The organism is Rossellomorea sp. ABR4_004 (genome assembly GCF_056159585.1).
In genome coordinates this window covers 1-24,185 of record NZ_JBSWVM010000003.1, presented here as the reverse complement: position 1 = coordinate 24,185, position 24,185 = coordinate 1, and the positions used below count along the sequence as shown (strand labels likewise).

The following is a 24,185-nucleotide window of genomic DNA, read 5'->3' as shown; positions in this document are numbered from 1 at the left end:
ATGAATTGTTTCACTAGAAAAGGGGAGTTAACGCCTTATGAAATATATGAAATCACAAATGAAATTGTTAATGAAAGATAATAAAGAATTGCAAGCCCGCCTGAAAGTATTGATGGATGAGATGAATTTAGAGCGTACGTTTGCCCTTAAAGCATTATATCATTCAGAGGTAGCTGAAGGCGGAAAATATCAGGCTGCCTATCAAGCGTTAGATCAACCAAAGAAGTAAATCTTTTTTCTATGAAATTCCGTATAGTCTTTCATAGAAATGACATAATTAGTGTTTTTATCGTGCATATAGACGGCAAGGTAAGAGAGGACATTCCCTCATTACCTTGCCTTTTCCTTTTTCACTCATAGGAAATCTCCTGTTTTACTCATTTCAGACTCTCCTCATTTGTAAGAAGGCTCCCTTCAAAATCATAAGGTTTTTCTCCCAAGATCTATATGTTTGACTAATAAAACCATATGTATTATATTAATTGACAGGTCAATGATTGACCCCTCAATTAAAGTGAAGGAGGAGGATGCTTTGTCCATCTCGTGTCGTGAAGAAGAGAAGATAATTGTTCAACTAAATGATATATATAAGCAAATGAGTCCTAAGTTTGAGCGCTGTACCGGAATTAGTCAGTCTCGGTTGGATCTTTTGCACAAGTTATTCGAAGTGGAAGAAATCAGTCAAACGGCTCTACAAAGAGAAGTGAATATTGATAGTGCAGCCGTGACGAGACACTTAAAGCAGCTTGAAGGAAAAGGGATGGTCTCCCGCCGTAAAAATCCTGATGATAACAGGTTTACATTTGTCCGGTTGACACAGGAAGGCCGTCAGAAAATAGAAGCTTATCGTGAAGAGAAAGAGATCTTTATCTCTAAAGTCTTTAAAAGCTTTACAAAAGAAGAACGTTCGGTTTTATCCGACATGCTTAATCGCATTCAGGATAATGTTCAGGATATTGAATACTAGATTTTACTCATAAAGGAGAATGCATCATGAATCAAACAAAAATCAATGACTTTAACCAAATCATCACTGGTCGTCGTTCCATCCGTAATTATGACCCGTCTGTGAAAATCAGTAAAGAAGAAATGACAGAGATACTAACCGAAGCCACTCTTGCACCATCATCTGTAAACTTGCAGCCATGGCGTTTTGTTGTCATCGATAGTCCAGAAGGGAAAGAAAAACTTGCACCCCTTGCGAAATTCAATCAGACGCAAGTCAAAACTTCATCTGCAGTGATTGCGGTATTTGTAGATATGAACAGCCTTGACTATGCGGATGAGATTTACAATAAAGCAGTTGAAGAAGGGTATATGCCTGCAGAAGTAAGAGACAGACAGCTACCATCTATTAAAGGATTACTAAAAATGATGACAACTGAACAGTTCAGGGAAATGAACCTCATCGACGCAGGGTTAGTATCCATGCAACTCATGCTTGTTGCACGTGCTCACGGATTTGATACAAATCCGATCGGTGGATATGAAAAAGATCAAATTGCTGAAGCTTACGGTATGGAAAAAGACCGTTACTATCCAGTCATGCTGATTTCGATCGGAAAAGCAGCAGATGCTGGCTATAAATCTGTTCGCCTGCCAGTAGAGTCCATCACAGAATGGAAATAAAAATAAGAAAAGAGGAGAAAGTAAATGATTATTATTCATGCAGAATTTCATATTAATCCAACCAAAGAACAAGCATTTTTAGAAGAGATTCTCCCACTTGTAGCAGCATCCAGAGCAGAAGAGGGAAACATCTCATATGACTTAATGAAAGATACTGAAAGAGAAAGTGTCTATACAATGGTAGAGGTGTGGAGGGATGCTGCTGCCGTTGAGAATCACAATGGGAGTGAGCATTTTTCTTCATTTGTTGGGAGAGCGCCTGAGTATTTAGCCGCTCCTTTAGATGTGAAGATTTATGAAGGAAACAAGATAGAGAAATAATTAATTTTATGTGCACCTGACTTTTGGTTGGGTGCTTTTTCTTATGTAAAAAATGCCAGGCGCATAAGCACCCGACATTTCCAACTACACTTCAATAATAATCGGTAAAATCATAGGTTTCCTTTTCAAATGCTTGAATAGGTATTGGCCAACGTCTTTTTTGATCGCCTGTTTCATTTCTTTCCAGTCGCGAATATTTTCTGCAGACAATTCATCAACGACTTTTTTAACGAGATGGTTGACGTCCTTTAACAGGTCTTCTGAGTTTCGTACAAAAACGAATCCCCGTGATATGGTATCAGGCCCAGAAATAATCGAATGCTCCGACTTACTAAGGGTAATGACAATGATAAGCATCCCATCTTCAGAAAGTTGTTTTCGATCACGTAACACAATCGATCCGATATCTCCGACGCTCAATCCATCTACAAAGGTGTCTCCTGCAGGAATGGCACGGGTTTGGCGGGCTACGGAATTCTCGATATCGACAACTTCACCGTTTTTTATTATAAAAGTATTTCCTGCTTCTACTCCTACCGATTCAGCCAGGATTCGGTGATGATGCAGCATTCGGTATTCACCATGTATAGGAATAAAATAAGTCGGCTTCATTAATGTTAGCATAAGCTTTAAGTCTTCTTGATACCCGTGTCCAGACACATGCATGCCTGTTGTACTTCCACTTCCGTAAATCACGTGGGCACCAAGTTGAAATAAATGATCCAGAATACGTGATACGTCCTTTTCGTTTCCTGGTATAGGTGAAGCAGCCAAAATGACAGTATCACCTGGATAAACGTATACGTCCCGGAAGCTTCCAGTCGATAGGCGACCAAGTGCAGCCCTGGGTTCCCCTTGACTTCCCGTACATAAAATCGCAACCTTTTCGGGAGGTAATGCATCAATTTCACGGGCATCGATCAGCATCCCGTCAGGCACGGTTAAATATCCCCGTTCCATGGCGACTGAAACTACATTGATCATACTTCTTCCTAATAATGCCAGCCTCCTGTTTGTTTTTATGGAAGCATCGACTACCTGTTGGACCCGATTGACATTCGAAGCAAAGGTTGAAACAAAGATTTTTCCAGTGGCTTTCAAGAACGCTTCATCCATATGATTCCCCACCATTTGTTCAGAAGGGGTCAAGCCGCCCCGCTCCGCATTCGTGCTTTCAGAAAGTAAGACCAATACCCCTTTTTCACCGATCCTGGCCATTTTATGAATGTCTGAGTATTGATGATTGGCAGGTGTCAAGTCGAATTTAAAGTCTCCGGTATGTACGACATTACCTTCCGGCGTATGAAATACGATACCTAAACAATCCGGAATGCTGTGACTTACTTTGAAGAACGAAACATCGATCGTTCCGAAATTCAGGTTGGAATTTGAGTCGATGGTTACAAGTTTTGTCTCTCTTATAAGCTTGTGCTCTTCTATTTTTAGTTCGATTAATCCCAAGGTGAAATGTGTTGCATAAATGGGCATGTTAATTTTTTTCAGAAGATAAGGAATACCACCTATGTGATCCTCGTGTCCATGAGTGACAATTAATCCCCGAATTTTATCTTTGTTTTTTTCAAGATAAGTAACATCAGGAATGATTAAGTCGATTCCCAAAAGACTTTCATCAGGAAACTTACCTCCACAATCAATGATGACAATATCATCACGATGTTGAATGACATACATATTTTTTCCGATTTCATTGATTCCGCCAAGTGAAAAAATGGATAATGCCTGCTCATTGGTATGCAAGAATGAACCCTCCAAGACAAATTGTTTTGGTTATTATGCCCGAATAGGTTGATTTCATTAAGGTAACCTTTTGTTTGAGAGATAAAAAGTTACGTGAAATCGATATTTATATGGAAAATTATGCTACTATTGTATATGAATGATACATACTAAGGAGTGAAGATGATGACTTCAAAAACTGTATGGACAGAAGTAGATCAATATTTTACGAGTAAACTTCAAGTATCAGATCCGATTATGGATTCTGTATTGAAAGCAAATAGTGAAGCAGAATTGCCTGCAATTGATGTATCTCCGAATCAAGGGAAGTTTCTCTCATTGCTTGCACAGCTTAAAGGAGCGAAACGCATATTGGAAATCGGGACCCTAGGAGGCTATAGCACGATCTGGCTTGCCCGTGCACTACCCGAGGACGGCCACCTTGTAACCTTAGAATACAGTGAAAAACATGCAAAAGTCGCTGCAAAAAACATACAAATCGCTGGAATGGATCGAAAGGTGGAAATTAAGGTAGGTGCTGCCTTGGATACGTTGCCGACTATTGAGGGTGAATTTGATTTTATTTTCATCGATGCAGACAAACAAAACAATGCAAATTATTTAAAATGGGCACTCGAGCTTTCTCAACCTGGAGCTGTCATCATTACAGATAATGTGGTACGCGGTGGAAGAGTAATCGATGAAAACAGCGGAGATGAAAGCGTTCAAGGTGTCCGCCATTTTGTTGATATGCTGTCTAAGGAGCCCCGTATTGACTCTACGGTTGTTCAAACCGTCGGGTCTAAAGGTTACGACGGGTTTGTAATGGGGATCGTGAAGGGATAAAAAATTATTATTGTATTTTATGGCATTTTTCTGTAAAATAAATAAAAATTCATAAACATACATGTCATGATAGGAATGAGTAGTGACTTATCTCCCTGGTGAAGAGAGCTGATGGCTGGTGGGAATCAGTACAAAGATAAGCGCGAATTACCTCCTTAAACATTCTCTGTGAACCCTTCTTAGTAGCAGAGAACGGCCGATCCGTTATCCGTATGAAGTGGAAGAGAAATCTTCAATGAGGGTGGTACCGCGTTAACCACGTCCCTTTTTTAGGGGCGTGGTTTTTTAATGTGATTTTTGGTTGAGAGAGTGGATAACAGCGAAATGTTCTATTTAACGGCGAAATTCCAAATATAAAGGTGAAATCACTAATTCGTCGTCTCAAATCAGAATATATCAGCGAAATCCACTATTTATCATCGAAATTCAAATGATCTATAAGAACTCGTCCAATCTGACGAATACTTAAACGAAACATATCAATCAAGGAGGAATCAGCATGCAACACAAATGGGAGTCACTTTCACAAGAACAACAGTCAGAAGTAAAAAGGCAGTTAACCGTATACAAAAATGGAGTTCATGAAATCATCCCAGAAGCAGAATTAAGGCAGAAACTCGTCAAGTCAATTGCTACAGGAGTACCTTTGAAAATCAAGCTTGGTCTAGACCCAACCGCTCCCGATGTTCACCTGGGTCATTCGGTTGTCCTGAACAAATTAAGGCAGTTTCAAGAAAACGGTCATATCATTCAGCTTATTATTGGGGATTTCACCGGTAAAATCGGTGATCCGACTGGGAAGTCTGTTGCAAGGAAACAGCTGACTGATGAAGAGGTGAAGAGAAATGCCCAAACATACTTTGAACAATTTGGGAAAGTCCTCGACAAAGAGAAGGTGGAACTTCATTATAATTCCAAATGGCTGTCATCGTTGAATCTTGAAGATGTGATTCATTTATCATCGAAGATCACGGTTGCTCGATTAATTGAAAGAAACGATTTTTCTAACCGGTTGTCAACAGGGAAACCAGTCTCGCTTCATGAGTTCTTCTACCCGTTAATGCAAGGATACGATTCCGTCGCATTAGAAAGTGATGTGGAGCTTGGTGGGACGGATCAGCAGTTCAATGTGTTGATGGGAAGGCATCTTCAGGAGCATTACAACCAGGAGAAACAAGTGGTTATATTACTTCCTTTACTTGAAGGACTTGACGGCGTGGATAAAATGTCAAAATCAAAACATAATTACATTGGAATTGATGAAGATCCTAACCAAATGTTTGGGAAGACGATGTCGATTCCAGATGAATTGATCATCAAATACTTCAACCTGTTAACTGACTTATCTCTGGATGAGAAAACGAACATAGAGAAGGAATTAATCCAGGGGACACTCCACCCTAGAGACGCCAAAATACGTTTAGGAAAAACCATCGTGTCTATGTATCACGGTGTAGAAGCAGCAGAGCTAGCCGAGAACAATTTTAAGGAAATATTTCAAAAAGGTGCACTGCCTGATGACATTCCAGAGATACAGTGGGCAGGTGAAAGCAGAGTACCCATTATTGACTTACTTGTTGAGTTAAATATGCAAGGCTCAAAAAGTGAAGCGCGGCGGATGATTCATAATGGAGGAATCAGAATCAATTCAGAAAAGGTTCTGGATATGCAATTAGAAGTAGAGATTGAAGATGGACTGATTGTTCAGGTAGGGAAGAGGAAGTATAAAAAACTGAGAACTCTGTAACTCAGTAAGAAAGTCGTTTAATCAGTATGGATAGATGACTTTCTTAATTTTTATTAAATTAATTATTTTTGATTTATTAGTTGACTTAATGGAAGATATTTCATATATTAAGGGTACATCAAATTAATTTGATTTAAGAGGAGCAGATAGCATGAATAAACAAATTCCATTAAAAGATATATCACTGGATTCAACCTTCAGTAAATATGAAAAAAAATTCAAGGCACTAGCAGATCAAAAAAGGTTATTTATCCTACACCAAATTACTGAAATGGGAGAAGTGTGTGTATGTGACTTATCGGATAAATTAGACTTACCCCAATCTAAACTTTCTTACCATCTGAAGATTTTAATGGACGCTGAGTTGATCCTGAAAGAAACGCGGGGCACATGGAGTTATTATACATTAAATCACACTGAATTGAATCACTTGTTATCAGAGGAACTTTGCTGCTTGTTTAGGCGTGAATAAAGTGATTAATTTGCATGGTGACATCTTATGATTTATTAATCAAAAAAAATTGATATATAATTTTCGATAATTAATCAAATGAATTTGATCAAACAAAATGGAGGCAGTCAAAATGACTATATTGAAAGATTTTATCAGTATTGCACTTGAACTAACTGTACTGTTTGTTGGAATATCCTTTGTGATTCATTTACTTCAAGGGTTTATTCCTTATAAAAGGATGGAGGAGCTGATGGATAGAAGCCATCCTCTGTTGAGTGCTCTGATTGCTGTTGGTTTCGCATTCGTCACACCATTTTGCTCTTGTTCAACCATCCCTATTGTCGTAAATCTATTGCGAAACAAAGTTCGTTTTCCCATTGTGATGATTTTCCTATTTGCCTCACCTGTACTGGATTTAACGATTTTGTCCTTGATGACCTACTTACTGGGATGGAAAGTAGCAATTGCATATACATTTTTAACCACTTCTTTTTCTATTATCATCGGATTTGCGTTGAGTGCATTTGGATTTGAAAAACAACTAAAAAATGTCATGTTAGAAAATTTCTCAGCACCTGAGAATGGTATCGACATTAAGAGAGCGATAAGAGAAACACTTACACTTATGAGAAATGTCTATCCATTTCTTATTATCGGGGCAGGGATTGGTTCGGTTATTCATGGTTCTGTTCCAACCGAATGGATTACAACCTATTTAGGAGGAGAGAATTGGTGGCTGGTTCCGATAGCTGCGATTATAGGAATTCCATTATATATTCGACTATCTACAATGATTCCGATCTCTCAAATTCTTATCGCTAAAGGAATGGCCTTGGGACCAGTAATGGCTCTGATGATTGCATCAGCAGGAGCTAGCCTTCCGGAGATGACATTACTCCATAGCATTTTTAAGAAGAAGCTTGTGATAGCTTTTATTGGCTCTGTCCTTATCATGTCTACTATGTCGGGTTTCTTATTTTACTTTATATAAGGAGGTGGACAAATTGAATTGGTTAAAGACTTTGATTGGTCAGAAAGAAAAGAAGGATTGCTGTAAAGTGAAATTGGTTGAAGTTAAAGAAGAGATTGCAAAAAAGAATGTTGTCAAAAATGAAAAATGAAGCCCTCGTTTTCTAACGTAGGGCTTCATTTTTTTGTTAGTATGTTAAGTTAAGGGCGTTTGCGACTATCGGTAATAAAATTTATCTTATGAATCTCATAATAATAATACAGTTCATGTAGCTAGATGATGGGGATGAATGTCTGATAAGAGATCTATAATTCAATTAAATTCAGATTATAAAGAGGGTAGACATTCCTTTATATTTTAAATAAGTTATAATTTCCCATATAATGAAAACCGAAGAGAAGTAATGAGGTTTCAATCCGTAATTTTGAAACATAGTAAAAATTAAATATCATTTCAAAGCAGATCTGTTGTCTAATGAGTAATTTATTAGAGATGAAGTGGAGGGTTAAAATGAGTACAATCACAATAGAAAAAGCAAGAATACAAGATGCAGAAATCCTTACAGAAATAAAAAAGAAAGTGTTTGATGCTGAAAAAGAAAAATGGCTTTCGTATTCAGAGAATGTAGTCGATTACAATATCCAGCCACCAGGCTACGACTCCATTGAGATGGGGAAGTATATGATCCATGAATTGAATTATTTCAAAATCCTTGATGACGAAGTGCTTGTCGGAGGTGTTATTGTCACGTTAGAGGGAAAGCGCCATGGAAGAGTCGACCGTATCTTTGTTGATCCAGATTATCAGGGAAATGGAATTGGTTCTGATGCCATAAGATTAATAGAAGGGAAGTTTCCACAGGTGAAATCGTGGGAGCTTGAGACATCCAGCAGGCAGCTGAATAATCATGCCTTTTACGAGAAGATGGGATACAAGAAAGTCTTTGAATCAGAAGATGAATTCTGTTATGAGAAAAGATTACAACATGATGGGACAGAAGAGGTTGAGACGAGGGAGATTCACATTCAAGGTGATACCTTGAGACAATTTGACCTTTCCCGGCTGCAAGTGGAGCAGAGCAACATGACGGAGACGGATTTCTATGGTATTAACGGGAGTCACTCCACATTTAGCAACAGTAACTTAACGAGAGCTCATTTTAATAATTGCAATCTAAGTGAATCCCGCTTTCAAAATATTAATTTCAAAAAATCCCTGATGGCTGATTTGAATCTTTCACATAGTGAATTCGCCCATGTGACTCTCGGGGGCGTGTATGTTCATGACACGACTCTTGGAGAAGAGGAGGAACCTGTAAGATTTGAGCGCTGTGACCTTAAAGGGAGCCAGTTTAAAAGTTGCAATCTGAAAAATGTTGAATTAATAGATTGTGAGACGGAAGGAATGATGATCAACAGTATTTTGGTGAAGGATCTCTTGGATGCTTATGAAGTAGTAAGAGGGAACAAATAAAACTTTGAATATTCTGGGAGCAATGATCAATTACATGTATAAATACTTCGATGGTCTTCCCATCAAGCATGAAAGATACCCCAGTGACCGAGATTTAAAGGATCCTCATTTTGACATTTTGATTCCCTTTTTGAAGAAATAATGAAAAAGAGAGAGATGGGCACCCATCACTCTCTTTCTTCGCTTACTTAAATATCCCGAATGGCTTTCCAACAGGAAGTGTTTCTTTTCCAAAGTGAATGTTCAATACACTTGCAGCAGAGCCGTAGAAGCTGAACAGTGCAATAAACAACTCGGAAATGGCCGCTAATTTATGCATGGCTTCAGGTGCAATCCCAAGTGTAGAGAGGGAAAGGCCAATAAATAAGAAATCAATCAGTACAAAAATAATGAATAAGACCTTATGAGTTTCCATTGCGCCAATGGTCATGAAAATACTGAAAATCAGATAGCCGATATACGCTATCCCCAGTTGGTGTGGATCAACTGCAGCAGCCGCTGCTTCTCCAAACACACCGAATGAAATTAACCAAGATGTCCCGACTCCAAGCCAAAATAAGCCGAATGCTCCAAATGCAGTGGATCCGAATGTATTATTATGTTTTGCATCTCCAAAGCATGCGATCAGCTGCGCAATTCCACCAAGGAAAATCGCCCATGGTAATACAAAAGAAACTCCATCCGTCCATCCAAGTTTCGCTGAAGAAGCCACAAGGGTAACCATAGCCAATCCAAAAAGTCCAAGAGCAGATGGATCCGCTGTCGCGATTTGAACGCGCTGAGTGTTTTGTGTTTGATTCATGATGATACCTCCTATTAAACATACTTGACTAATTTACATAAAAAAGTGTCAGTATGCAATAGAAAATATTATGTAAGCATAACTTTCATACATATGGGCGTTATTTTAGATGTAGTTAGGTGGAAAACTGTATTTCGCTGATAAAAGTAAATTTTCGCAGATATAACTTTCTCATACGCAAATCCAACTCTAAAAAACCACACCAAAAGGGTCGACTTGACCAAGGTTACGACTCATCAAATGAAAAATCATCAAAAACCTCCTTACAAATAAATAAACTCCCGGATTATCCGCAAAAAGATAATCCGGGAGTTCTTTATTCTGTCCGTACAGCCAATTCACAACAAAAAAGCGCATGAATTGAGTCTATCCTACATACATATCAACAGGGGACAAATATTTTACTCGAGCGATCCTCTAGAAGGAGGTGAGGGTGGTGGAGAACTACTTAATTTTCATGCTGATGTTTCAAGCAGGAAGTTTCATCATTTCTTTGTTGAATCATATTGAAAAGTAGAGGGCTCCTTAAAGGTTTTTCCGGACTATGACTGGCCTCATAGTTCGGTTTTTTTTCTGTCTGATCGCTTCCCTTTTAGTCTATGTAGATCACCTCGCGAATATACGTTTCTATTAATATAGTAATAGATGCCGTACTGTTTCTAAATTTGCTTATTGTTGTTATCATAGGATTATTGAAGAAAACCAATTATGGAACTTTCGCTAACATTCAAACATTTCCAGGAAGGAACCAGAAACTTGAAGGTCATACATCAAAAACTTATTAAAGAACGATGCGGTACGGTTTCTTTCAAAAGAGGAGAGGCATATTACCGTTCAAATAAAGTGAAAATGAACGAGTTCTGTTCAAATTATTGTGAAGCGACGATTAGTGGGGAGGAAGATTTCCACGTAACCGTTACTGGGGGGGCTGGTGGAGAACTCCACGCAAAGTGCAGTTGTCCCAAACTGGCATCGTTTGATAAAGAGTGTCAACATATCGCTGCTGTTCTAATCGCCATTCATTATGAGCAGCGTAATGGAAATAGCGAGGGAAGGGAAGTAACAGAAGAATTTTTCACCTTGTTTCAAGATGAATCCATACGCTCCACTGGTCACCAGAGGCATTTTGAAAACAGACAAGTCCTGCAATGTGAAATATTGATTAAGCCTGTATCCTTAAAAACAGGTGGAGCTATGATCGGGATTGAATTAACGATTCACTCTATCAAGGTTCAACAGCTTAGAAGGTTTCTCCAGAGCATCAAAGAAGGAGTTCCCTTCCATCTTTCAGCATCATTCATTTTCAATCAACAACTTCATTGCTTTGAAATCAATACCGATACTGTAATGCAAAAGCTAATAAAAGTGGCCCAGGAAGAAAAAATATATTCTTCAACTGAAGTGAACAATAATGAACAGATGCTCATTCCACCCTCTTCATGGGAGCGGATTGTACCATTTCTTATAAAAGCCCCAAGGGTTAAAGTAGAGCAAAGCCAGCACACCGTAGAGGGGATCAAGCAATTGAAGACCCCGCTTCCATTAAAGTTCCAATTTGGTCAAAATGAGAATGGAAGCTACCGATTACACATAACCGGTTTGAACAATATGGTCGTCCTCGATGAATATCAAATCGTTCTTCATGAAGGAACATTGACCCACCTGTCCACCAGGGATTGCGAGCGTCTTTCTGAATTAAAGCGACTTCTCACCAAATCAGGAACAGACTCGATTCCCATTCCTCAAGCCCAAATAGGCTTCTTTCTAGAGAAAGTGGCGATTGGTTTAAAGAAATTGGGGAAGGTCACAATCTCGGACGAAATTTCCAGAAGGTTGGGAATGGCGCCGCTTGTTGCAAAGCTGTATCTTGACCGGGTGAAGAATCGCTTGCTGGCGGGTCTTGAATTTCATTACGAGCATGTGATCATTCACCCATTAGAAAATCGCGAACCACCTTCGGGATCCTTACTAATTAGAGAGGTGGAGAAAGAAGATGCCATCCTTGAATTGATGGAAGAGTTCTCTTTTGGAAAAACAGAAGGCGGTTACTTTTTGCATAATGAGGATTTAGAGTATGAGTTTTTAACCTATGGTGTAACGAAAATTCAGAAGCTTGTCCAAATCTATGCAACTACAGCTGTGAGAAACCGTGTCTTTAAAGGGAGTAATGGTGCGAAAATCCGGGTCAAGGTGAAGAAAGAACGAATGAACTGGCTGGAATTCAAGTTTGAAATGGATGGGATACCTGACCGACAGATCATGGAAATCCTTGAAGCATTGGATGAAAAACGTAAATATTACCGGATGAGAAACGGATCACTTCTGTCCCTTGAATCCAACGAATTTCAAGACATTCAGCGATTTCTTCATACATCTCAAGCGGAGAAAAATGATTTAATCAAGGGGCTCGAGCTGCCGTTGCATCAAAGCCTCCAACTCCTGGATTCAGTTGATGCGAGCCATACGTTCAAATTTGGTGATTCGTATAAAGAGTTCCTACAACATATCATGAACCCTGGCAGTATGGATTTTTCCATACCACCAACACTGAGCACATTGCTGAGAGAATATCAAAAAAACGGCTTTCGATGGATGAAAGCTCTGGCCTTTTATAATCTGGGCGGAATCTTAGCCGACGATATGGGATTAGGGAAAACCATCCAAAGCATTTCTTTTATCGTTTCGGAGTTAGAAGAAATTAGAACACAGAAACTTCCGGCTCTGATTGTATGTCCTTCGTCCCTCATGTATAACTGGCAGAGTGAATTTACGAAGTTTGCTCCTGAAATACAAGCAGTGATACTGGATGGAAATAAATCAGAACGAAGGAAGAAGCAGAATGGATTAAAGGATATCGATGTGATCATTATTTCCTATCCATTACTTCGAAGTGACATCAAGTGGTACGAGCATCAGAAATTTCACACGGTGTTTTATGATGAGGCTCAGGCGTTCAAAAATCCAATAACGCAAACGGCAAGAAGCGTAAAGAAAATCGAAGCCAATCACCGTTTCGCATTAACCGGTACCCCTGTTGAGAACTCACTTGAAGAGCTGTGGTCAATTTTTCACGTAGTATTTCCGGGATTATTTCTAGGACTTAAGGATTACAGTCGTCTGACAAAGAAAGATATCGCTAAAAGAATTCGCCCGTTTGTCCTGCGAAGGATGAAGAAAGATGTTTTATCAGAACTTCCTGAAAAACGGGAGATCATGGAATCGGCGGAATTGCTGCCGCCTCAAAAGGAATTGTACGCTGCTTATTTAGCCAAGCTTCGTCACGATACGCTTAAGCATCTGGATAAAAATACTTTGAGGAAAAACAGAATCAAAATTCTGGCTGGTTTAACCAGACTTCGACAAATATGCTGTCATCCAGGTTTATTTGTAGAGGGCTACCAGGGAACATCGGCAAAATTCATTCAGCTTATGGAGATTTTGGAAGAATCAAGGCTTTCAGGAAGAAGGGTGCTGATTTTTTCACAGTTTACTAAAATGCTTGAGTTCATTGGAAGTGAGCTTTCGGCAAAGGGAAAGACCTTCTTTTACCTCAATGGCTCAACACCTTCTGAAGAGCGGGTAGGCATGTGCAAAAGATTCAATGAAGGAGAACGCGACCTGTTTCTTATTTCATTAAAAACGGGAGGTACGGGACTCAACTTAACAAGTGCTGATACCGTCATCCTCTACGATACATGGTGGAATCCTGCTGTCGAAGAGCAAGCAGCGGATCGAGCCCACCGCATGGGGCAAAAAAATGAAGTACAAGTCATCAAGCTCATTTCCCGCGGTACCATTGAAGAAAAAATGAATGAACTGCAAGAGAAAAAGAGAAACCTCATTCAAGAGGTGATCGACCCAGACGAGAATATTGTTTCTTCCATCACGGAAGATGAGATTAGGAATATATTATCAATTTAAGATTTAGAATTGTAAAGGTGGGACTTCTATAATGAAGCCCCACCTTTTATTTTTTACAATCAGCTAAGGTATATTACCGTTTGTGGAGCATTTAATTACATTCTATAAGGCTAAGACTGGAGGTTACAGAATAAATCTTTAAAACAAACTCTTCAACAAACATTTTGGGATCTCTCCTATTTTTTTACTCGGCACACTTAGTGTATTATTCTAGAATAACATTGACCACACTGGTCAAAAGTGGTTATAATTAGATTGACCAACTTGGTCAAACGCCTGTCCGTAAGAAGGAGGATGAGAAAATATTGTTTAAAACATTAAACATAGATCCTGATAAAGAAGAAAGGATCATAAATGCAGCAACTCTAATTTTTGCGAAGAATGGTTATCAAAATGCCTCAACAAACGCAATCGTGAAGGAAGCAAAAATCTCAAAGGGCATTTTATTTCATTATTTTAATAGCAAAAAGGATTTATATGTTTCACTGTATGAACATCTATCCGACTTATTCACTGAGAAGATATATGAGCGTATTGACTGGAACGAGCGCGATATTTTCGTTACGATTCGAGCAGTAACGTTGATAAAGTTTGAGCTTTTTTCCGTTTATCCTCATCTGATCAATTTTCTTACTAGTGCATTTCTTGAAGAAGCACCTGAAGTGAAGGATGCTATTGAGCAGATCAAATCCAAAATGGTGGAAAATAGCTTTGCTAAATTATTCACCAATTTGGATACATCGAAATTCAAAGAAGGTGTCGATGTGAAAAAGTCGATTCAAATTATTTATTGGACCTTTGAAGGAATAGCCAATCAACAACAACAAAAAGTTAAGAAACTTTCTGTAGACGAAATTGATCAAGAAGAAGTGCTGACTGAAATCGATTCCTACATCGAATTATTGAAGGTATCATTCTATAAATAAGATATAGGAAAAGGGAGGATGAAATCCATGAATGTAATTGAAATTAATGAATTAACGAAAACGTACGGAAAGTCGAGAGGGATAATCGACATCAGTTTCCAAGTGAAAGAAGGGGAAATCTTTGGCTTTATCGGGCCTAATGGGGCTGGGAAATCAACGACGATCAGAACCCTTCTTTCGCTGATTCATCCGACAAGCGGGAGGGCTAGAATATTCGGTAAGGATTGTATTGAGTCCGCTCCAGAGATTGCGAAGGTAGTAGGGTATCTACCATCTGAAGTGTTCTATTACGACAATATGAAGGTCATGGATCTTCTTAAGTATTCAGCAAGCTTCTACAAGAAGGACTGCACGAAGAGGATGAAAGAATTAGCTGAAGTGCTAAACTTGGATTTATCGAAGAAGATTGACGTTCTCTCACTTGGAAACAAAAAGAAAGTGGGGATCATTCAAGGGCTGCTTCATGAACCAAAGCTCATTATCCTGGATGAACCAACATCAGGCTTGGATCCTCTAATGCAGCAAAAATTCTTTTAACTGCTTCAAGCTGAAAATAAGAAGGGAGCGACCATTCTATTTTCTTCTCATATATTAAGTGAAGTTCAGAGACTTTGTGATCGAGTAGGGATCATTAAAGAAGGAAGAATCGTTCAAGTTGAAAAAATCAGTACGTTAAAAGAAAACAATCATAAAAAATTCAAACTTGAATTGAAAAGTGATGTAGATCAATCATACTTCGAGATGGAAGGTGTGAGCAATCTTGAAGTGAATCAAAATCATGTCAGCTTCTTGTTCAGAGGGGATATCAACTCGGTCATGAAAAAGGTTGCCGATATCCAAATTGCGAATCTTTGGATCGAGGAGCCGGATTTAGAGGAAATCTTCATGCACTATTACGAAAAGGAGGCTTGATCCTCTATGAATATCTTATTATATGAATTAAAGGCTTATCGAAAGTCAACGTTTATCTGGACAGGTGCACTCGTTGTGTTAGTGATCCTGTTCATGTCGATGTTTCCTTCTATATCGAAAGAAATTGACGAATTCAAGAAGCTCCTGGAAGGATTCCCAGAGGGAGTGAGAAGAGCGTTAGGTATTCAGGTGGACAGTATCGGCTCTCTAAATGGTTATTATTCGTATGTATTCTTGTACATCACTTTATGCGGTTCGATTCAAGCCATGAATCTTGGTATCTCCATTAGCTCGAAGGAAATTCGTGAAAAAACAGCTGATTTTCTATTGACTAAACCAGTAACCCGAACGAAGATCCTTTCTTCTAAAATACTCGCAGCTTTAACATCGCTCCTTTTTACGAATATCGTTTATTTGAGTGCAGCAATTATTGTGGCAAACGTGGTAAAAGTGGAGGAATTTAGTCTGTATGTTTTCTTACTGATTTCTCTAACACTCTTATTCACCCAATTGATTATGTTTGCCATTGGAATCATCATTGCCGTTGTATTTCCGAAGGTGAAATCGGTAATCACCTTATCACTCGGCGTCGTGTTTTCCTTTTTTCTAATTGGTATGGTAGCAGCTTCTGAGGAGGCCACTCGCTATTTTTCTCCATTTAAGTACTTTGACTATAGCTATATTATGAACCATGAGGGATATGAATTATCATTCCTGATCTTAGGGCTGTTCCTGATTGTCCTTTCACTAATCGGAAGTTTTGTTATTTACAACAAAAAAGATATTCATACGGTATAAGGGGAGGGGAACAAGATGAATGTATATTTAAAAGAAATGAAAGCTCACCGCAAATCCCTCATCATTTGGTGTATAGGGATGATTGCCTTGATCGGTTCGGGGATGGGAAAGTTTGCAGGATTCTCTTCTTCAGGTCAATCCATGAATGAGCTAATGGCTGAAATGCCTAAATCACTCCAAGTATTTCTAGGGGTAGGCAGTCTCGATATGTCGACGGCCAGTGGATATTATGGAGTGCTCTTTCTGTATATAGTGTTGCTCTCTACGATTCATGCGGCAATGATTGGTGCAACAATCATCTCAAAGGAAGAAAGGGATAAAACCGTTGAGTTTCTGTTCGTAAAACCCATGCACAGAAAGAGAATCATAGGGATAAAATTGTTGGCAGCTCTCACGCAAGTTGGGATTCTGTTGATCATCACATGGGCAGCTTCTTTCTTCATAGTAGGAAGGTATAGTGATGGAGAGTCCATCTTCAGTGATATAGGAATCACTATGGTAGGAATGTTTATGCTACAAGTTCTCTTTTTAGTGTTTGGAACAGCGATTGCAGGTTTGACCAAAAAGCCTGGAAAAGCAGCTACATTTGCAACAGGTGTAGTATTAGCCACCTACATCCTTTCCTTTGCCATAGACCTGAGCGAAAAAATCGAAGGCTTGAAATACCTCACCCCATTCAAATACTTTGAAGCAAAGAATGTGATGGATGTTGGTTTGGAATTGATATTTGTTGGGATTTCAGTTGTTTTGATAGGGGTTCTGGCGGTAGCTACCTTTGTTCTTTATGAAAAGCGGGATTTAAATATATAGAAGTAAATAATCTAGTGATAAATATTAGGTACAAAAATCAAAGGAGCTTCTCCACTAAGGGAAGCTCCTTTATTGATGGGTTTATAATTTTGCTTTTAGTTCTTCAATCTGCTCTAAATGTCTCTTCTCATGATACCCAATAAACGGTACCCATTCATCTAATCGGATAAGTCCGAATATAGGATGAGGATACGCTTTTTCCTGTAATTCTTCTTTGCTTGTTGTATGAAGAAAGGTGAGAAGATCTTTACGGGAAGCATTAAGTTTGTTCTTCATTTCTTGAAAGGTAAGGCTTTCTTCAGTAGGAACGACAAATGGAGGTGCATCTACTTTCGTCGTTCGGTCTACCGTATAGTGGATCGGCTTAGATGGCACTTTCTGTTCTTCACCTTTAGCTAACGTTGTTTGAATCGCTTTCGTCAACGACCTCTCCATAAGGTACAGATGGTCCAGCACTTGCATGATTGTCCATCGGCCTTTTTCAACTCTTCTGTTTAAATCATCATTGGTTAAATCGCTCACGCTATTCAATAGGTTAGAACGGATGTTCTCAATTAGTTTGATCTCTTTGTCCATATAAGTTCCTCCTCATGGGTGGTTTCAAGATCCATTTTACTCTTGAGGAAGATGGACGTACAGTAATAGCACTTTTGAAAAAAGCTCAGGAATCTGAGCTTTTCAGATAATAGGGAATATTTATATTTTTAACTTTCACTTCCAGCCTGTTCTCCTTCTCCATCAAAATCAGGAGCAACAGCTTTCCGGATGAATAACGAAATAAGGAAAGCGACAGAAGCCAAGGCAAGAGCGAACCAATAAGCGTGGTGTACACCATAGGTCATGGCATTGTTTAAGAGTCCTTCTGTTAACTCACCCGATCGCTCTTCAATATACCCAGCCTGACTTTGAGTCATGATGCTGACAAAGATTGAAACCCCAAGAGCTCCTGCGACTGGCTGCAGTGTGTTTGCAATGGCGGTTCCATGTGGATATAGATGCTTTGGTAGTTCATTCAAACCATTCGTTTGTGCAGGCATCATGATGGCTGAAATGGATAGCATCAGAACCATATAGAAAAGAACGAATAACCAGATGGGAGTAGATGGATTAATTGTGCTAAAGAAAATCATTACCCCTACTAAGGTTAAGGTTCCTGGAATGATCAGTTTTCTTGGACCGTATTTATCAAATAACGATCCCATTGTCGGAGACATCAGACCATTTAAGAGAGCCCCAGGAAGTAATAATAATCCGGCTGCTTTTGCAGAATATCCGAGTGGTCCTTGTAAATACATAGGCATGACGATTTCAGATGCAAACATAGCCATGATGACAATGACGAAGATCGATACTCCTCTCGTATAGCTTTTATATCGGAAAACACGAACATCGAGAAGTGGTTCATCAAGCTTTAGCTGACGTAAGACGAATAATATCAAGCTTATAACCGCAATTGAAATAATTACGATAATTTTCAGAGACGTAAACCCTGCAGATTCTTCCCCCGCCGAACTAAATCCGTAAACAATTCCTCCAATACCAACTGAAGAAAGGATAATGGACAAGATATCCACACTGGGACGAGTGATTTCGCCGACATTTTGTAAATATTTTAAAGCGAATAGAATTGAGAACACGGCGAAGGGAATGACTGTAATGAATAACCATCTCCACCCTAATAAGTCAACAATCACACCAGATAGAGTAGGTCCGATCGCAGGTGCAAACATAATGACCAGTCCGAACGTACCCATGATTTTACCACGTACTTCCGGTCGGTAAATCAATAACAAGGCATTCATGATGACTGGAATAAGCAAACCGGTCCCAACCGCCTGAATCATCCGACCAGCAAGCAACATCGGGAAATTCATGGCACATGCAGCAATCACAGTGCCAAGTAGAAACACACTCATCACACCGATAAACATTTGACGAGTCGTGAACCATTGGATAAGCAGGGCGGAGATAGGCATCAGCACACCCATGACGAGCATGAATCCTGTTGCTAACCATTGAACTGTGGGAGCATCAACGTTAAATACTTCCATTAATTCAGTTAGGGCGATATTTAACAACGTTTCATTTAATATGGCAAAAAAAGCACCGATCATAAAAGTTATGAGGATCGCTTTTGTATTGATTTTTGATGACATGTTGTTCCTCCATTAAAGATTAAAATAAAATACTTTTCTATAATGCTTGATTTTGAATGATTTCTCAAGAGAATTGTTCCGTTTACCAAGGAAAAGAGGAGTGTCACATGGACACCCCTCTAAATCATTCTTATGCTTCGCGCTTTCTTCTTCTAAAGCGGTGGAAGACAAGATACATCATCGGAACTATGATAAGAGTTAATACAGCCGAGAACAGGATACCTGAAATAATGGTAACAGCAAGTGGTGTGAAAAGGGCATCTCCGCTGACTGCAACAGGAATAAGTGCCACAATCGACGTTAGCGCTGTCAGTAGAATTGGACGAATACGGGTACGCCCTGATTCCACAACTGCTTCTTTTGCGCCCATACCATTCTTCAATCCCTGTTCAATAAACTCAATTAACACGACAGAGTTCCTCACAACGATACCGGTTAATGACACCATCCCCATGACAGCCAGGAAGCTGATCGGGGTTTGAGTAACGAATAACCCCAGAATTGCACCTGCAATGGCAAGATAAACAGCGACAAGAACTAAGAACGGAAGTGATAAAGAATTGAATTGAAGAGCAATGACTAAATACACTAGGAAAATGACAATAGTAAATAGCACTGTGATCTCCGCGAAGAAGTCATTCTGAGCTTCATTTTCCCCGCCTAATGTAATGGAATAATTGTTGTCGTCTAGGTTTTCTCGTACATCTTTCACGATATCCTGGACATTTTCTTTATAGTTTTCCTCATTCTCAGGAAAAGCACGAATCGTGATTGCACGCTCACCGTCTTTATGAGGGATGAGTTGAAGTTCATCTTTCTTTTCAGGAGTCACCAGCTCACCAAGGGGAATCAGCTTCGGTGGTCCCGCAGGATTAGCTGTTTGAGCGGGAACCTCTAGAGAAGACAGATTCACTTCATCATCATTTCCTTCAAATACCAGTGTCATATCACGTTTCGTGACACCATTATCAAAGGCTTTCATCGGAATGCCTTCTGTAGCCAATCGAAGTTGTTGGCTGATCTGATTGATTGTAATACCATTTTCCTCGAGAAGCTCGCGGTTTGGAACATATTCAATCGTGGGCTCCATTTCCCCAACATTATCAACGACTAGATCAGTATCCAGTTTCTCAATTTCAGTAGAGATCGTATCTCGAAGTTCAATTAATCGCTCCATTTCAGGACCAGAAACCGTTACTGTGACAGGAGCCCCTGCCGGAGGACCTTGCTGGATCGTTTCCATGAAGATCAAAGCATCGGGATATTCTTCTCTCAGTTTGTCAGTCCATTTGTCAATCAGTCCTTGAGCCGTTTGGTTCTCACGATCGACTCTCGCGACCAATTGACCTGTATTCTGACCGGAATTTGAAAGAGAGCTGTTAAATAAGTTAGGTAGTCCTGAACCAGCAAAAGCAGAGGTTTCATAGACACCCTCATCAGATTTTAATAGTTGTTCCATGTCTGCTAAAGTGCTCGCAGTTTCATCAATCGTGGTACCGATTGGTAACGTTACATCAATCGTTACTTCTTCACGGTCAGCTGACGGGAAGAATTCAAATGGTGTAAGAGCAATCAGTCCGAAGATGGCGGTTGTGAAGATGAGACCGATAGCAGATACCAGGACAGGTCGTTTTGAAAACTTCTTTAAAATAGTATCAGCATAAAAGTCAGCCAGCTTATTCAATGGTTTTCCTAGTAAACCGGGTGCATCTGGTACTTTTTTCGTTGTTCTACTATAAAGCATGTATCTCATGATTGGAACAAAGATCAGTGCAACAAGTGTCGATGCGATGATCGTCGTTATCAGCACAGTCGGCAATGCTCTTATGAACGCTCCGTTTCCGCCTGATAAAAATATAAGAGGAAGGAACGTGAATACAATGGCAAGAGAGGAGGTCACAATCGAAACCCAGATCTCTTTGACACCATTTACGGCCCCCATAAGCGCACGATCACCAAGCTTGTAGCGACGTTGAATATTGTCATTCACAACAATCGAGTCATCCACAAGGATACCGAGAGCGATAATGGCACCGATGACGGAGATCTGATTAAGATCCACACCGGAAAATGGCAGTGGAATCAACCCCATTAAGACGGAAATCGGAACCGCTAATGCTACTACGAATGCTCCAGAAACGGTTAGTCCCAATGCCGTTGTTAAAATAACCGCTACAACGGAAATCGCAAGGGACGTAAATAATCCATCAAAGATGTCTGTTACAATCGAAGCCTGAGAGTAATAAGCTTTAAGGTTCACATCTGAAGGGAGAGATTTTGCCAGTTCATCCACTTTGTTGCTTACATTCTCATCCACAGAGGGGATATCTTCCCCTGCCTGAACAAATGCTGTAAAGGAGAGGGAAGGCTTCCCTTCAAATGTAACAATATCTTTAACCTCTTTAGGAGCAATTTCAACGTTTGCTATATCTTGTAACAAGATCGTTTCTCCTTGAGGGTTCTTGCCAACAAAAAGCTCATTCATCTCATCAATAGTTGAGTAATGATCAACCGTTAATTGAACGACTTCGTTATCAACTTCCTGCTTTCCTAGAGGTGTCGGATAGTATTCATCATTAATCGCATTCATAACATTGGAAGGATTGAGTCCTGACGCTTTTAATTTATCCTGTTCTAATTCGATGACAATTTCTTCTTCGGGTAATCCTTTTACCGTTACACTGGAGACACCCGAAATTTCCTCGACTTCTTCCTGCCAACGGTTCATTTCTTCACGAAGAGTGAGTAGGGATTCCTTGTTATCACTTGTGATGTGGTAGGAAACAATCGGCATTTTCACCGTGGATTCGTTAATTTCCGGATCGAATACGTCATCAGGAAAAGAGGTGGTTGCATCGGAAACCGCTTGCCGCACATCTCCAAACACTTCTTTTTTGTTTTCTCCATCTTCAACCTCTACAATAATAGTAGAGAATCCGGCTGAAGAGGAGGAGCTGATTTCCTTAATTCCATCAATCGACTGTAGAGACGATTCGATGGGATTGGTTACCGTCCTCTCGACAGAGTCAACGGTTGCACCTGGATAAACGGTGCTGACCGTTCCAATGTTCACACTTGTTTCTGGTATTTCTCGCTGTGGTAATTGTAAAAAAGTAAAAATACCGATAATCACAAACAACAATACAAAAATCAGTGTGATTTTGGAACGGTTTAAAATAGCTTTCAACATGAATGTTATCCTCCTTTGATAATGTTTTGACTCGTGGGTCATAAGTTTTGCGAAAACTTTAATATTTACTTATATATCAGTCATTAATCGGTTGACTCACTAGTCATTTTACATGTAATTTTTCTGTAGTCAAGAAATAATGCTCTTCTATTTTTGGGAGAGTACGGTTAAAATGATAGAGTGAATTTTTTCTGGATTTAGAGGTGTAGAAATTGGATAAACGTAAATCAATTCTCGAATCAGCCGTAGAGCTCTTTGCAGAACACGGATATAATCAAACGTCCATGCAGCAAATCGCCGAAAGTGTCGGCATTTCAAAGGGCTCCCTATATTCATTTTTTCAATCAAAAGAAGATTTAATCATATCGATTTATGAACATTATCAGCAACTTGTCTTCGAACGGGCTTTTGTCGTCGGACTTGAAGGGAACTTACGACCTCTTGAACGGTTCGCAAAACAGTTTCAAGTCCAATTTGAAGGGATACTTGAATATAAGTCGTATATGAAGATGCACATGCGGGGAGAGTCAGCGAAGAACAGTGAGAAACTGGCTGCAATGGAACACCGCATGAGAGGAAGGTTATTTAGCTGGCTCGAGCATAATCTATTAGAAGTATTTGGTGATAAGATCAAGCCTTACAAATGGGACCTCATGTGGATGACCCAATCCATCTATTCATCGTATATGATGCTTTTGATCTCTACCGAGGATGCCTTGGATCCTTCTGTTCTCGGAAAACATTTAGTTCGACAGATTTTCCTTCTTGCTGAAGACTTTTTCGAAGGTAAGAGCAAGCCATTGTTAAATGATGAGATGATGAAATCATTTTCTGTAAGCATGGATCGGGAAGGTGCCTTCATTTCATTTGAAAAAAGGGAGAATGCCTGGAAGGGTTTGTATGAGAAAATAAACGGGTTGAGTGGAGAACATGTCAAGTATTACATGAATATCGCCAATCGGATTTCAGAGGAATGCCGCCAAGCGGAGCCGGACGAGTTGATCATCAAAGGGTTATTTCGATTGTTGATGGATGAAAAGAAATTGAAAATAGAAGCTGAAGAGTTAGAGTTGCAGCTCCTTCCTGATAAATAGTGACCCGTTCGGTTGATAAGGAGAAAGATACAATTCACAACTAAAATAGAATGCTTATTAACACATCAACTATCACAAAAAATAGCAGACCAAATGGTGAAACTTTTGGTCTGCTATTTTTGTTATGTAGTGTTTTTTTAACAGAATATTTGGAAGATGATGCCGCGAGGTTACTTGAAAAAGCTCATGATAAGATATAGCTATATATCACAAGCAAGTATGCGAAAAAATTCACCCTTGAAATAGTAATCGGGGAGAAGGTACTATTTATAAACGTTTATAGCGTTCCAAAAATTGAGGCTGAAATTGCACAATTATTGAAAAACTGTAAAAGAGAAGATCGGGTGTGGCTATAAATTCTATTAGCAGATACGAAAGATGGGAAGGTGAAGAGTGAGA

20 protein-coding genes, 1 pseudogene and 1 other annotated feature are annotated in these 24,185 nt (G+C 39.5%); of the genes and pseudogenes, 16 read left to right on the top strand and 5 right to left on the bottom strand.

What is annotated here, in order from left to right:
* Nucleotides 1-37: 37 nt before the first annotated feature.
* The 4 genes from ACXAF2_RS17200 (at nt 38) to ACXAF2_RS17185 (ending at nt 1,950) form a co-directional block, all read left to right on the top strand.
* A complete protein-coding gene (locus ACXAF2_RS17200) occupies nt 38-229 on the top strand; it encodes a hypothetical protein (RefSeq protein ID WP_475140478.1) in 192 nt (63 codons plus the stop codon).
* Between the two features lie 303 nt (nt 230-532).
* Complete coding sequence (locus tag ACXAF2_RS17195; protein WP_475140476.1) at nt 533-967, top strand: MarR family winged helix-turn-helix transcriptional regulator; 435 nt, start codon at nt 533-535, stop codon at nt 965-967.
* Nucleotides 968-993: 26 nt separating this feature from the next.
* Nucleotides 994-1,629 carry a nitroreductase family protein gene (locus ACXAF2_RS17190; protein ID WP_475140474.1) on the top strand — a complete coding sequence of 212 codons (636 nt, stop codon included), beginning with the start codon at nt 994-996 and terminating at the stop codon, nt 1,627-1,629.
* Between the two features lie 24 nt (nt 1,630-1,653).
* The gene (locus tag ACXAF2_RS17185) at nt 1,654-1,950 is read left to right on the top strand and encodes a putative quinol monooxygenase (RefSeq protein WP_475140472.1); all 297 of its coding nucleotides are present in this window, start codon (nt 1,654-1,656) and stop codon (nt 1,948-1,950) included.
* Nucleotides 1,951-2,034: 84 nt separating this feature from the next.
* Here the strand turns inward: ACXAF2_RS17185 and ACXAF2_RS17180 are convergent, their stop codons facing one another.
* The gene (locus ACXAF2_RS17180; RefSeq protein ID WP_475141269.1) at nt 2,035-3,642 is read right to left on the bottom strand and encodes a ribonuclease J; all 1,608 of its coding nucleotides are present in this window, start codon (nt 3,640-3,642) and stop codon (nt 2,035-2,037) included.
* A 231-nt stretch (nt 3,643-3,873) separates the two neighbouring features.
* On the opposite strand from ACXAF2_RS17180, the gene ACXAF2_RS17175 reads away from it, so the two are divergent.
* The 5 genes from ACXAF2_RS17175 to ACXAF2_RS17155 all read left to right on the top strand — a co-directional run bounded on the left by ACXAF2_RS17175 (nt 3,874) and on the right by ACXAF2_RS17155 (nt 9,177).
* Nucleotides 3,874-4,533 carry an O-methyltransferase gene (locus ACXAF2_RS17175; RefSeq protein ID WP_475140471.1) on the top strand — a complete coding sequence of 220 codons (660 nt, stop codon included), beginning with the start codon at nt 3,874-3,876 and terminating at the stop codon, nt 4,531-4,533.
* 57 nt (nt 4,534-4,590) lie between these two features.
* Nucleotides 4,591-4,802 (top strand) — a binding site (T-box leader).
* Between the two features lie 230 nt (nt 4,803-5,032).
* Nucleotides 5,033-6,280, top strand: coding sequence for a tyrosine--tRNA ligase (gene tyrS / locus ACXAF2_RS17170; protein ID WP_475140469.1), 1,248 nt, complete (start codon nt 5,033-5,035; stop codon nt 6,278-6,280).
* A 151-nt stretch (nt 6,281-6,431) separates the two neighbouring features.
* The gene (locus ACXAF2_RS17165) at nt 6,432-6,752 is read left to right on the top strand and encodes an ArsR/SmtB family transcription factor (protein WP_475140467.1); all 321 of its coding nucleotides are present in this window, start codon (nt 6,432-6,434) and stop codon (nt 6,750-6,752) included.
* A 112-nt stretch (nt 6,753-6,864) separates the two neighbouring features.
* Complete coding sequence (locus ACXAF2_RS17160; protein ID WP_475140465.1) at nt 6,865-7,725, top strand: permease; 861 nt, start codon at nt 6,865-6,867, stop codon at nt 7,723-7,725.
* A 489-nt stretch (nt 7,726-8,214) separates the two neighbouring features.
* Nucleotides 8,215-9,177: a GNAT family N-acetyltransferase gene (locus tag ACXAF2_RS17155; protein ID WP_475140463.1), complete on the top strand. Its 963-nt coding sequence runs from the start codon at nt 8,215-8,217 to the stop codon at nt 9,175-9,177.
* 184 nt (nt 9,178-9,361) lie between these two features.
* Here ACXAF2_RS17155 and ACXAF2_RS17150 read toward each other — a convergent pair whose 3' ends face one another.
* Nucleotides 9,362-9,979, bottom strand: a complete 618-nt coding sequence (locus tag ACXAF2_RS17150; RefSeq protein ID WP_475140461.1) for an acetate uptake transporter — start codon at nt 9,977-9,979, stop codon at nt 9,362-9,364.
* Nucleotides 9,980-10,406: 427 nt separating this feature from the next.
* On the opposite strand from ACXAF2_RS17150, the gene ACXAF2_RS17145 reads away from it, so the two are divergent.
* From ACXAF2_RS17145 to ACXAF2_RS17120, 6 genes and pseudogenes are all read left to right on the top strand, one after another.
* Nucleotides 10,407-10,496, top strand: a complete 90-nt coding sequence (locus ACXAF2_RS17145; RefSeq protein WP_475140459.1) for a putative holin-like toxin — start codon at nt 10,407-10,409, stop codon at nt 10,494-10,496.
* A gap of 191 nt (nt 10,497-10,687) precedes the next feature.
* Nucleotides 10,688-13,900 (top strand): SNF2 helicase associated domain-containing protein, encoded by a 3,213-nt coding sequence (locus tag ACXAF2_RS17140; RefSeq protein WP_475140457.1) that lies wholly within the window; start codon nt 10,688-10,690, stop codon nt 13,898-13,900.
* Nucleotides 13,901-14,205: 305 nt separating this feature from the next.
* Nucleotides 14,206-14,826 (top strand): TetR/AcrR family transcriptional regulator, encoded by a 621-nt coding sequence (locus ACXAF2_RS17135; RefSeq protein ID WP_475140455.1) that lies wholly within the window; start codon nt 14,206-14,208, stop codon nt 14,824-14,826.
* A 27-nt stretch (nt 14,827-14,853) separates the two neighbouring features.
* A pseudogene (locus ACXAF2_RS17130) lies at nt 14,854-15,738 on the top strand (ABC transporter ATP-binding protein).
* Nucleotides 15,739-15,744: 6 nt separating this feature from the next.
* On the top strand, nt 15,745-16,536 hold the full coding sequence (locus ACXAF2_RS17125; protein WP_475140453.1) for an ABC transporter permease subunit: 792 nt from the start codon (nt 15,745-15,747) through the stop codon (nt 16,534-16,536).
* Nucleotides 16,537-16,551: 15 nt separating this feature from the next.
* Nucleotides 16,552-17,346, top strand: coding sequence for an ABC transporter permease subunit (locus tag ACXAF2_RS17120; protein WP_475140451.1), 795 nt, complete (start codon nt 16,552-16,554; stop codon nt 17,344-17,346).
* 81 nt (nt 17,347-17,427) lie between these two features.
* Here the strand turns inward: ACXAF2_RS17120 and ACXAF2_RS17115 are convergent, their stop codons facing one another.
* The 3 genes from ACXAF2_RS17115 to ACXAF2_RS17105 form a co-directional block, all read right to left on the bottom strand.
* On the bottom strand, nt 17,428-17,922 hold the full coding sequence (locus ACXAF2_RS17115; protein WP_475140449.1) for a DinB family protein: 495 nt from the start codon (nt 17,920-17,922) through the stop codon (nt 17,428-17,430).
* A gap of 128 nt (nt 17,923-18,050) precedes the next feature.
* Nucleotides 18,051-19,502 carry an MDR family MFS transporter gene (locus ACXAF2_RS17110; RefSeq protein WP_475140448.1) on the bottom strand — a complete coding sequence of 484 codons (1,452 nt, stop codon included), beginning with the start codon at nt 19,500-19,502 and terminating at the stop codon, nt 18,051-18,053.
* A gap of 130 nt (nt 19,503-19,632) precedes the next feature.
* Nucleotides 19,633-22,692 carry an efflux RND transporter permease subunit gene (locus ACXAF2_RS17105; protein ID WP_475140446.1) on the bottom strand — a complete coding sequence of 1,020 codons (3,060 nt, stop codon included), beginning with the start codon at nt 22,690-22,692 and terminating at the stop codon, nt 19,633-19,635.
* Nucleotides 22,693-22,904: 212 nt separating this feature from the next.
* Here ACXAF2_RS17105 and ACXAF2_RS17100 point away from each other — a divergent pair, with 212 nt between their 5' ends.
* The gene (locus ACXAF2_RS17100) at nt 22,905-23,786 is read left to right on the top strand and encodes a TetR/AcrR family transcriptional regulator (RefSeq protein ID WP_475140444.1); all 882 of its coding nucleotides are present in this window, start codon (nt 22,905-22,907) and stop codon (nt 23,784-23,786) included.
* Nucleotides 23,787-24,185 lie beyond the last annotated feature (399 nt).

Excerpts from the sequence above, each read along its gene's own strand:
- ACXAF2_RS17200 (WP_475140478.1), top strand. The coding sequence starts at position 38 with ATGAAATATATGAAATCACAAATGAAATTGTTAATGAAAGATAATAAA.
- ACXAF2_RS17190 (WP_475140474.1), top strand. The coding sequence starts at position 994 with ATGAATCAAACAAAAATCAATGACTTTAACCAAATCATCACTGGTCGT.
- ACXAF2_RS17185 (WP_475140472.1), top strand. The coding sequence starts at position 1,654 with ATGATTATTATTCATGCAGAATTTCATATTAATCCAACCAAAGAACAA.
- ACXAF2_RS17180 (WP_475141269.1), bottom strand. The coding sequence starts at position 3,642 with ATGTATGTCATTCAACATCGTGATGATATTGTCATCATTGATTGTGGA.
- ACXAF2_RS17175 (WP_475140471.1), top strand. The coding sequence starts at position 3,874 with ATGACTTCAAAAACTGTATGGACAGAAGTAGATCAATATTTTACGAGT.
- tyrS (WP_475140469.1), top strand. The coding sequence starts at position 5,033 with ATGCAACACAAATGGGAGTCACTTTCACAAGAACAACAGTCAGAAGTA.
- ACXAF2_RS17165 (WP_475140467.1), top strand. The coding sequence starts at position 6,432 with ATGAATAAACAAATTCCATTAAAAGATATATCACTGGATTCAACCTTC.
- ACXAF2_RS17160 (WP_475140465.1), top strand. The coding sequence starts at position 6,865 with ATGACTATATTGAAAGATTTTATCAGTATTGCACTTGAACTAACTGTA.
- ACXAF2_RS17155 (WP_475140463.1), top strand. The coding sequence starts at position 8,215 with ATGAGTACAATCACAATAGAAAAAGCAAGAATACAAGATGCAGAAATC.
- ACXAF2_RS17150 (WP_475140461.1), bottom strand. The coding sequence starts at position 9,979 with ATGAATCAAACACAAAACACTCAGCGCGTTCAAATCGCGACAGCGGAT.
- ACXAF2_RS17140 (WP_475140457.1), top strand. The coding sequence starts at position 10,688 with ATGGAACTTTCGCTAACATTCAAACATTTCCAGGAAGGAACCAGAAAC.
- ACXAF2_RS17125 (WP_475140453.1), top strand. The coding sequence starts at position 15,745 with ATGAATATCTTATTATATGAATTAAAGGCTTATCGAAAGTCAACGTTT.
- ACXAF2_RS17120 (WP_475140451.1), top strand. The coding sequence starts at position 16,552 with ATGAATGTATATTTAAAAGAAATGAAAGCTCACCGCAAATCCCTCATC.
- ACXAF2_RS17115 (WP_475140449.1), bottom strand. The coding sequence starts at position 17,922 with ATGGACAAAGAGATCAAACTAATTGAGAACATCCGTTCTAACCTATTG.
- ACXAF2_RS17110 (WP_475140448.1), bottom strand. The coding sequence starts at position 19,502 with ATGTCATCAAAAATCAATACAAAAGCGATCCTCATAACTTTTATGATC.
- ACXAF2_RS17105 (WP_475140446.1), bottom strand. The coding sequence starts at position 22,692 with ATGTTGAAAGCTATTTTAAACCGTTCCAAAATCACACTGATTTTTGTA.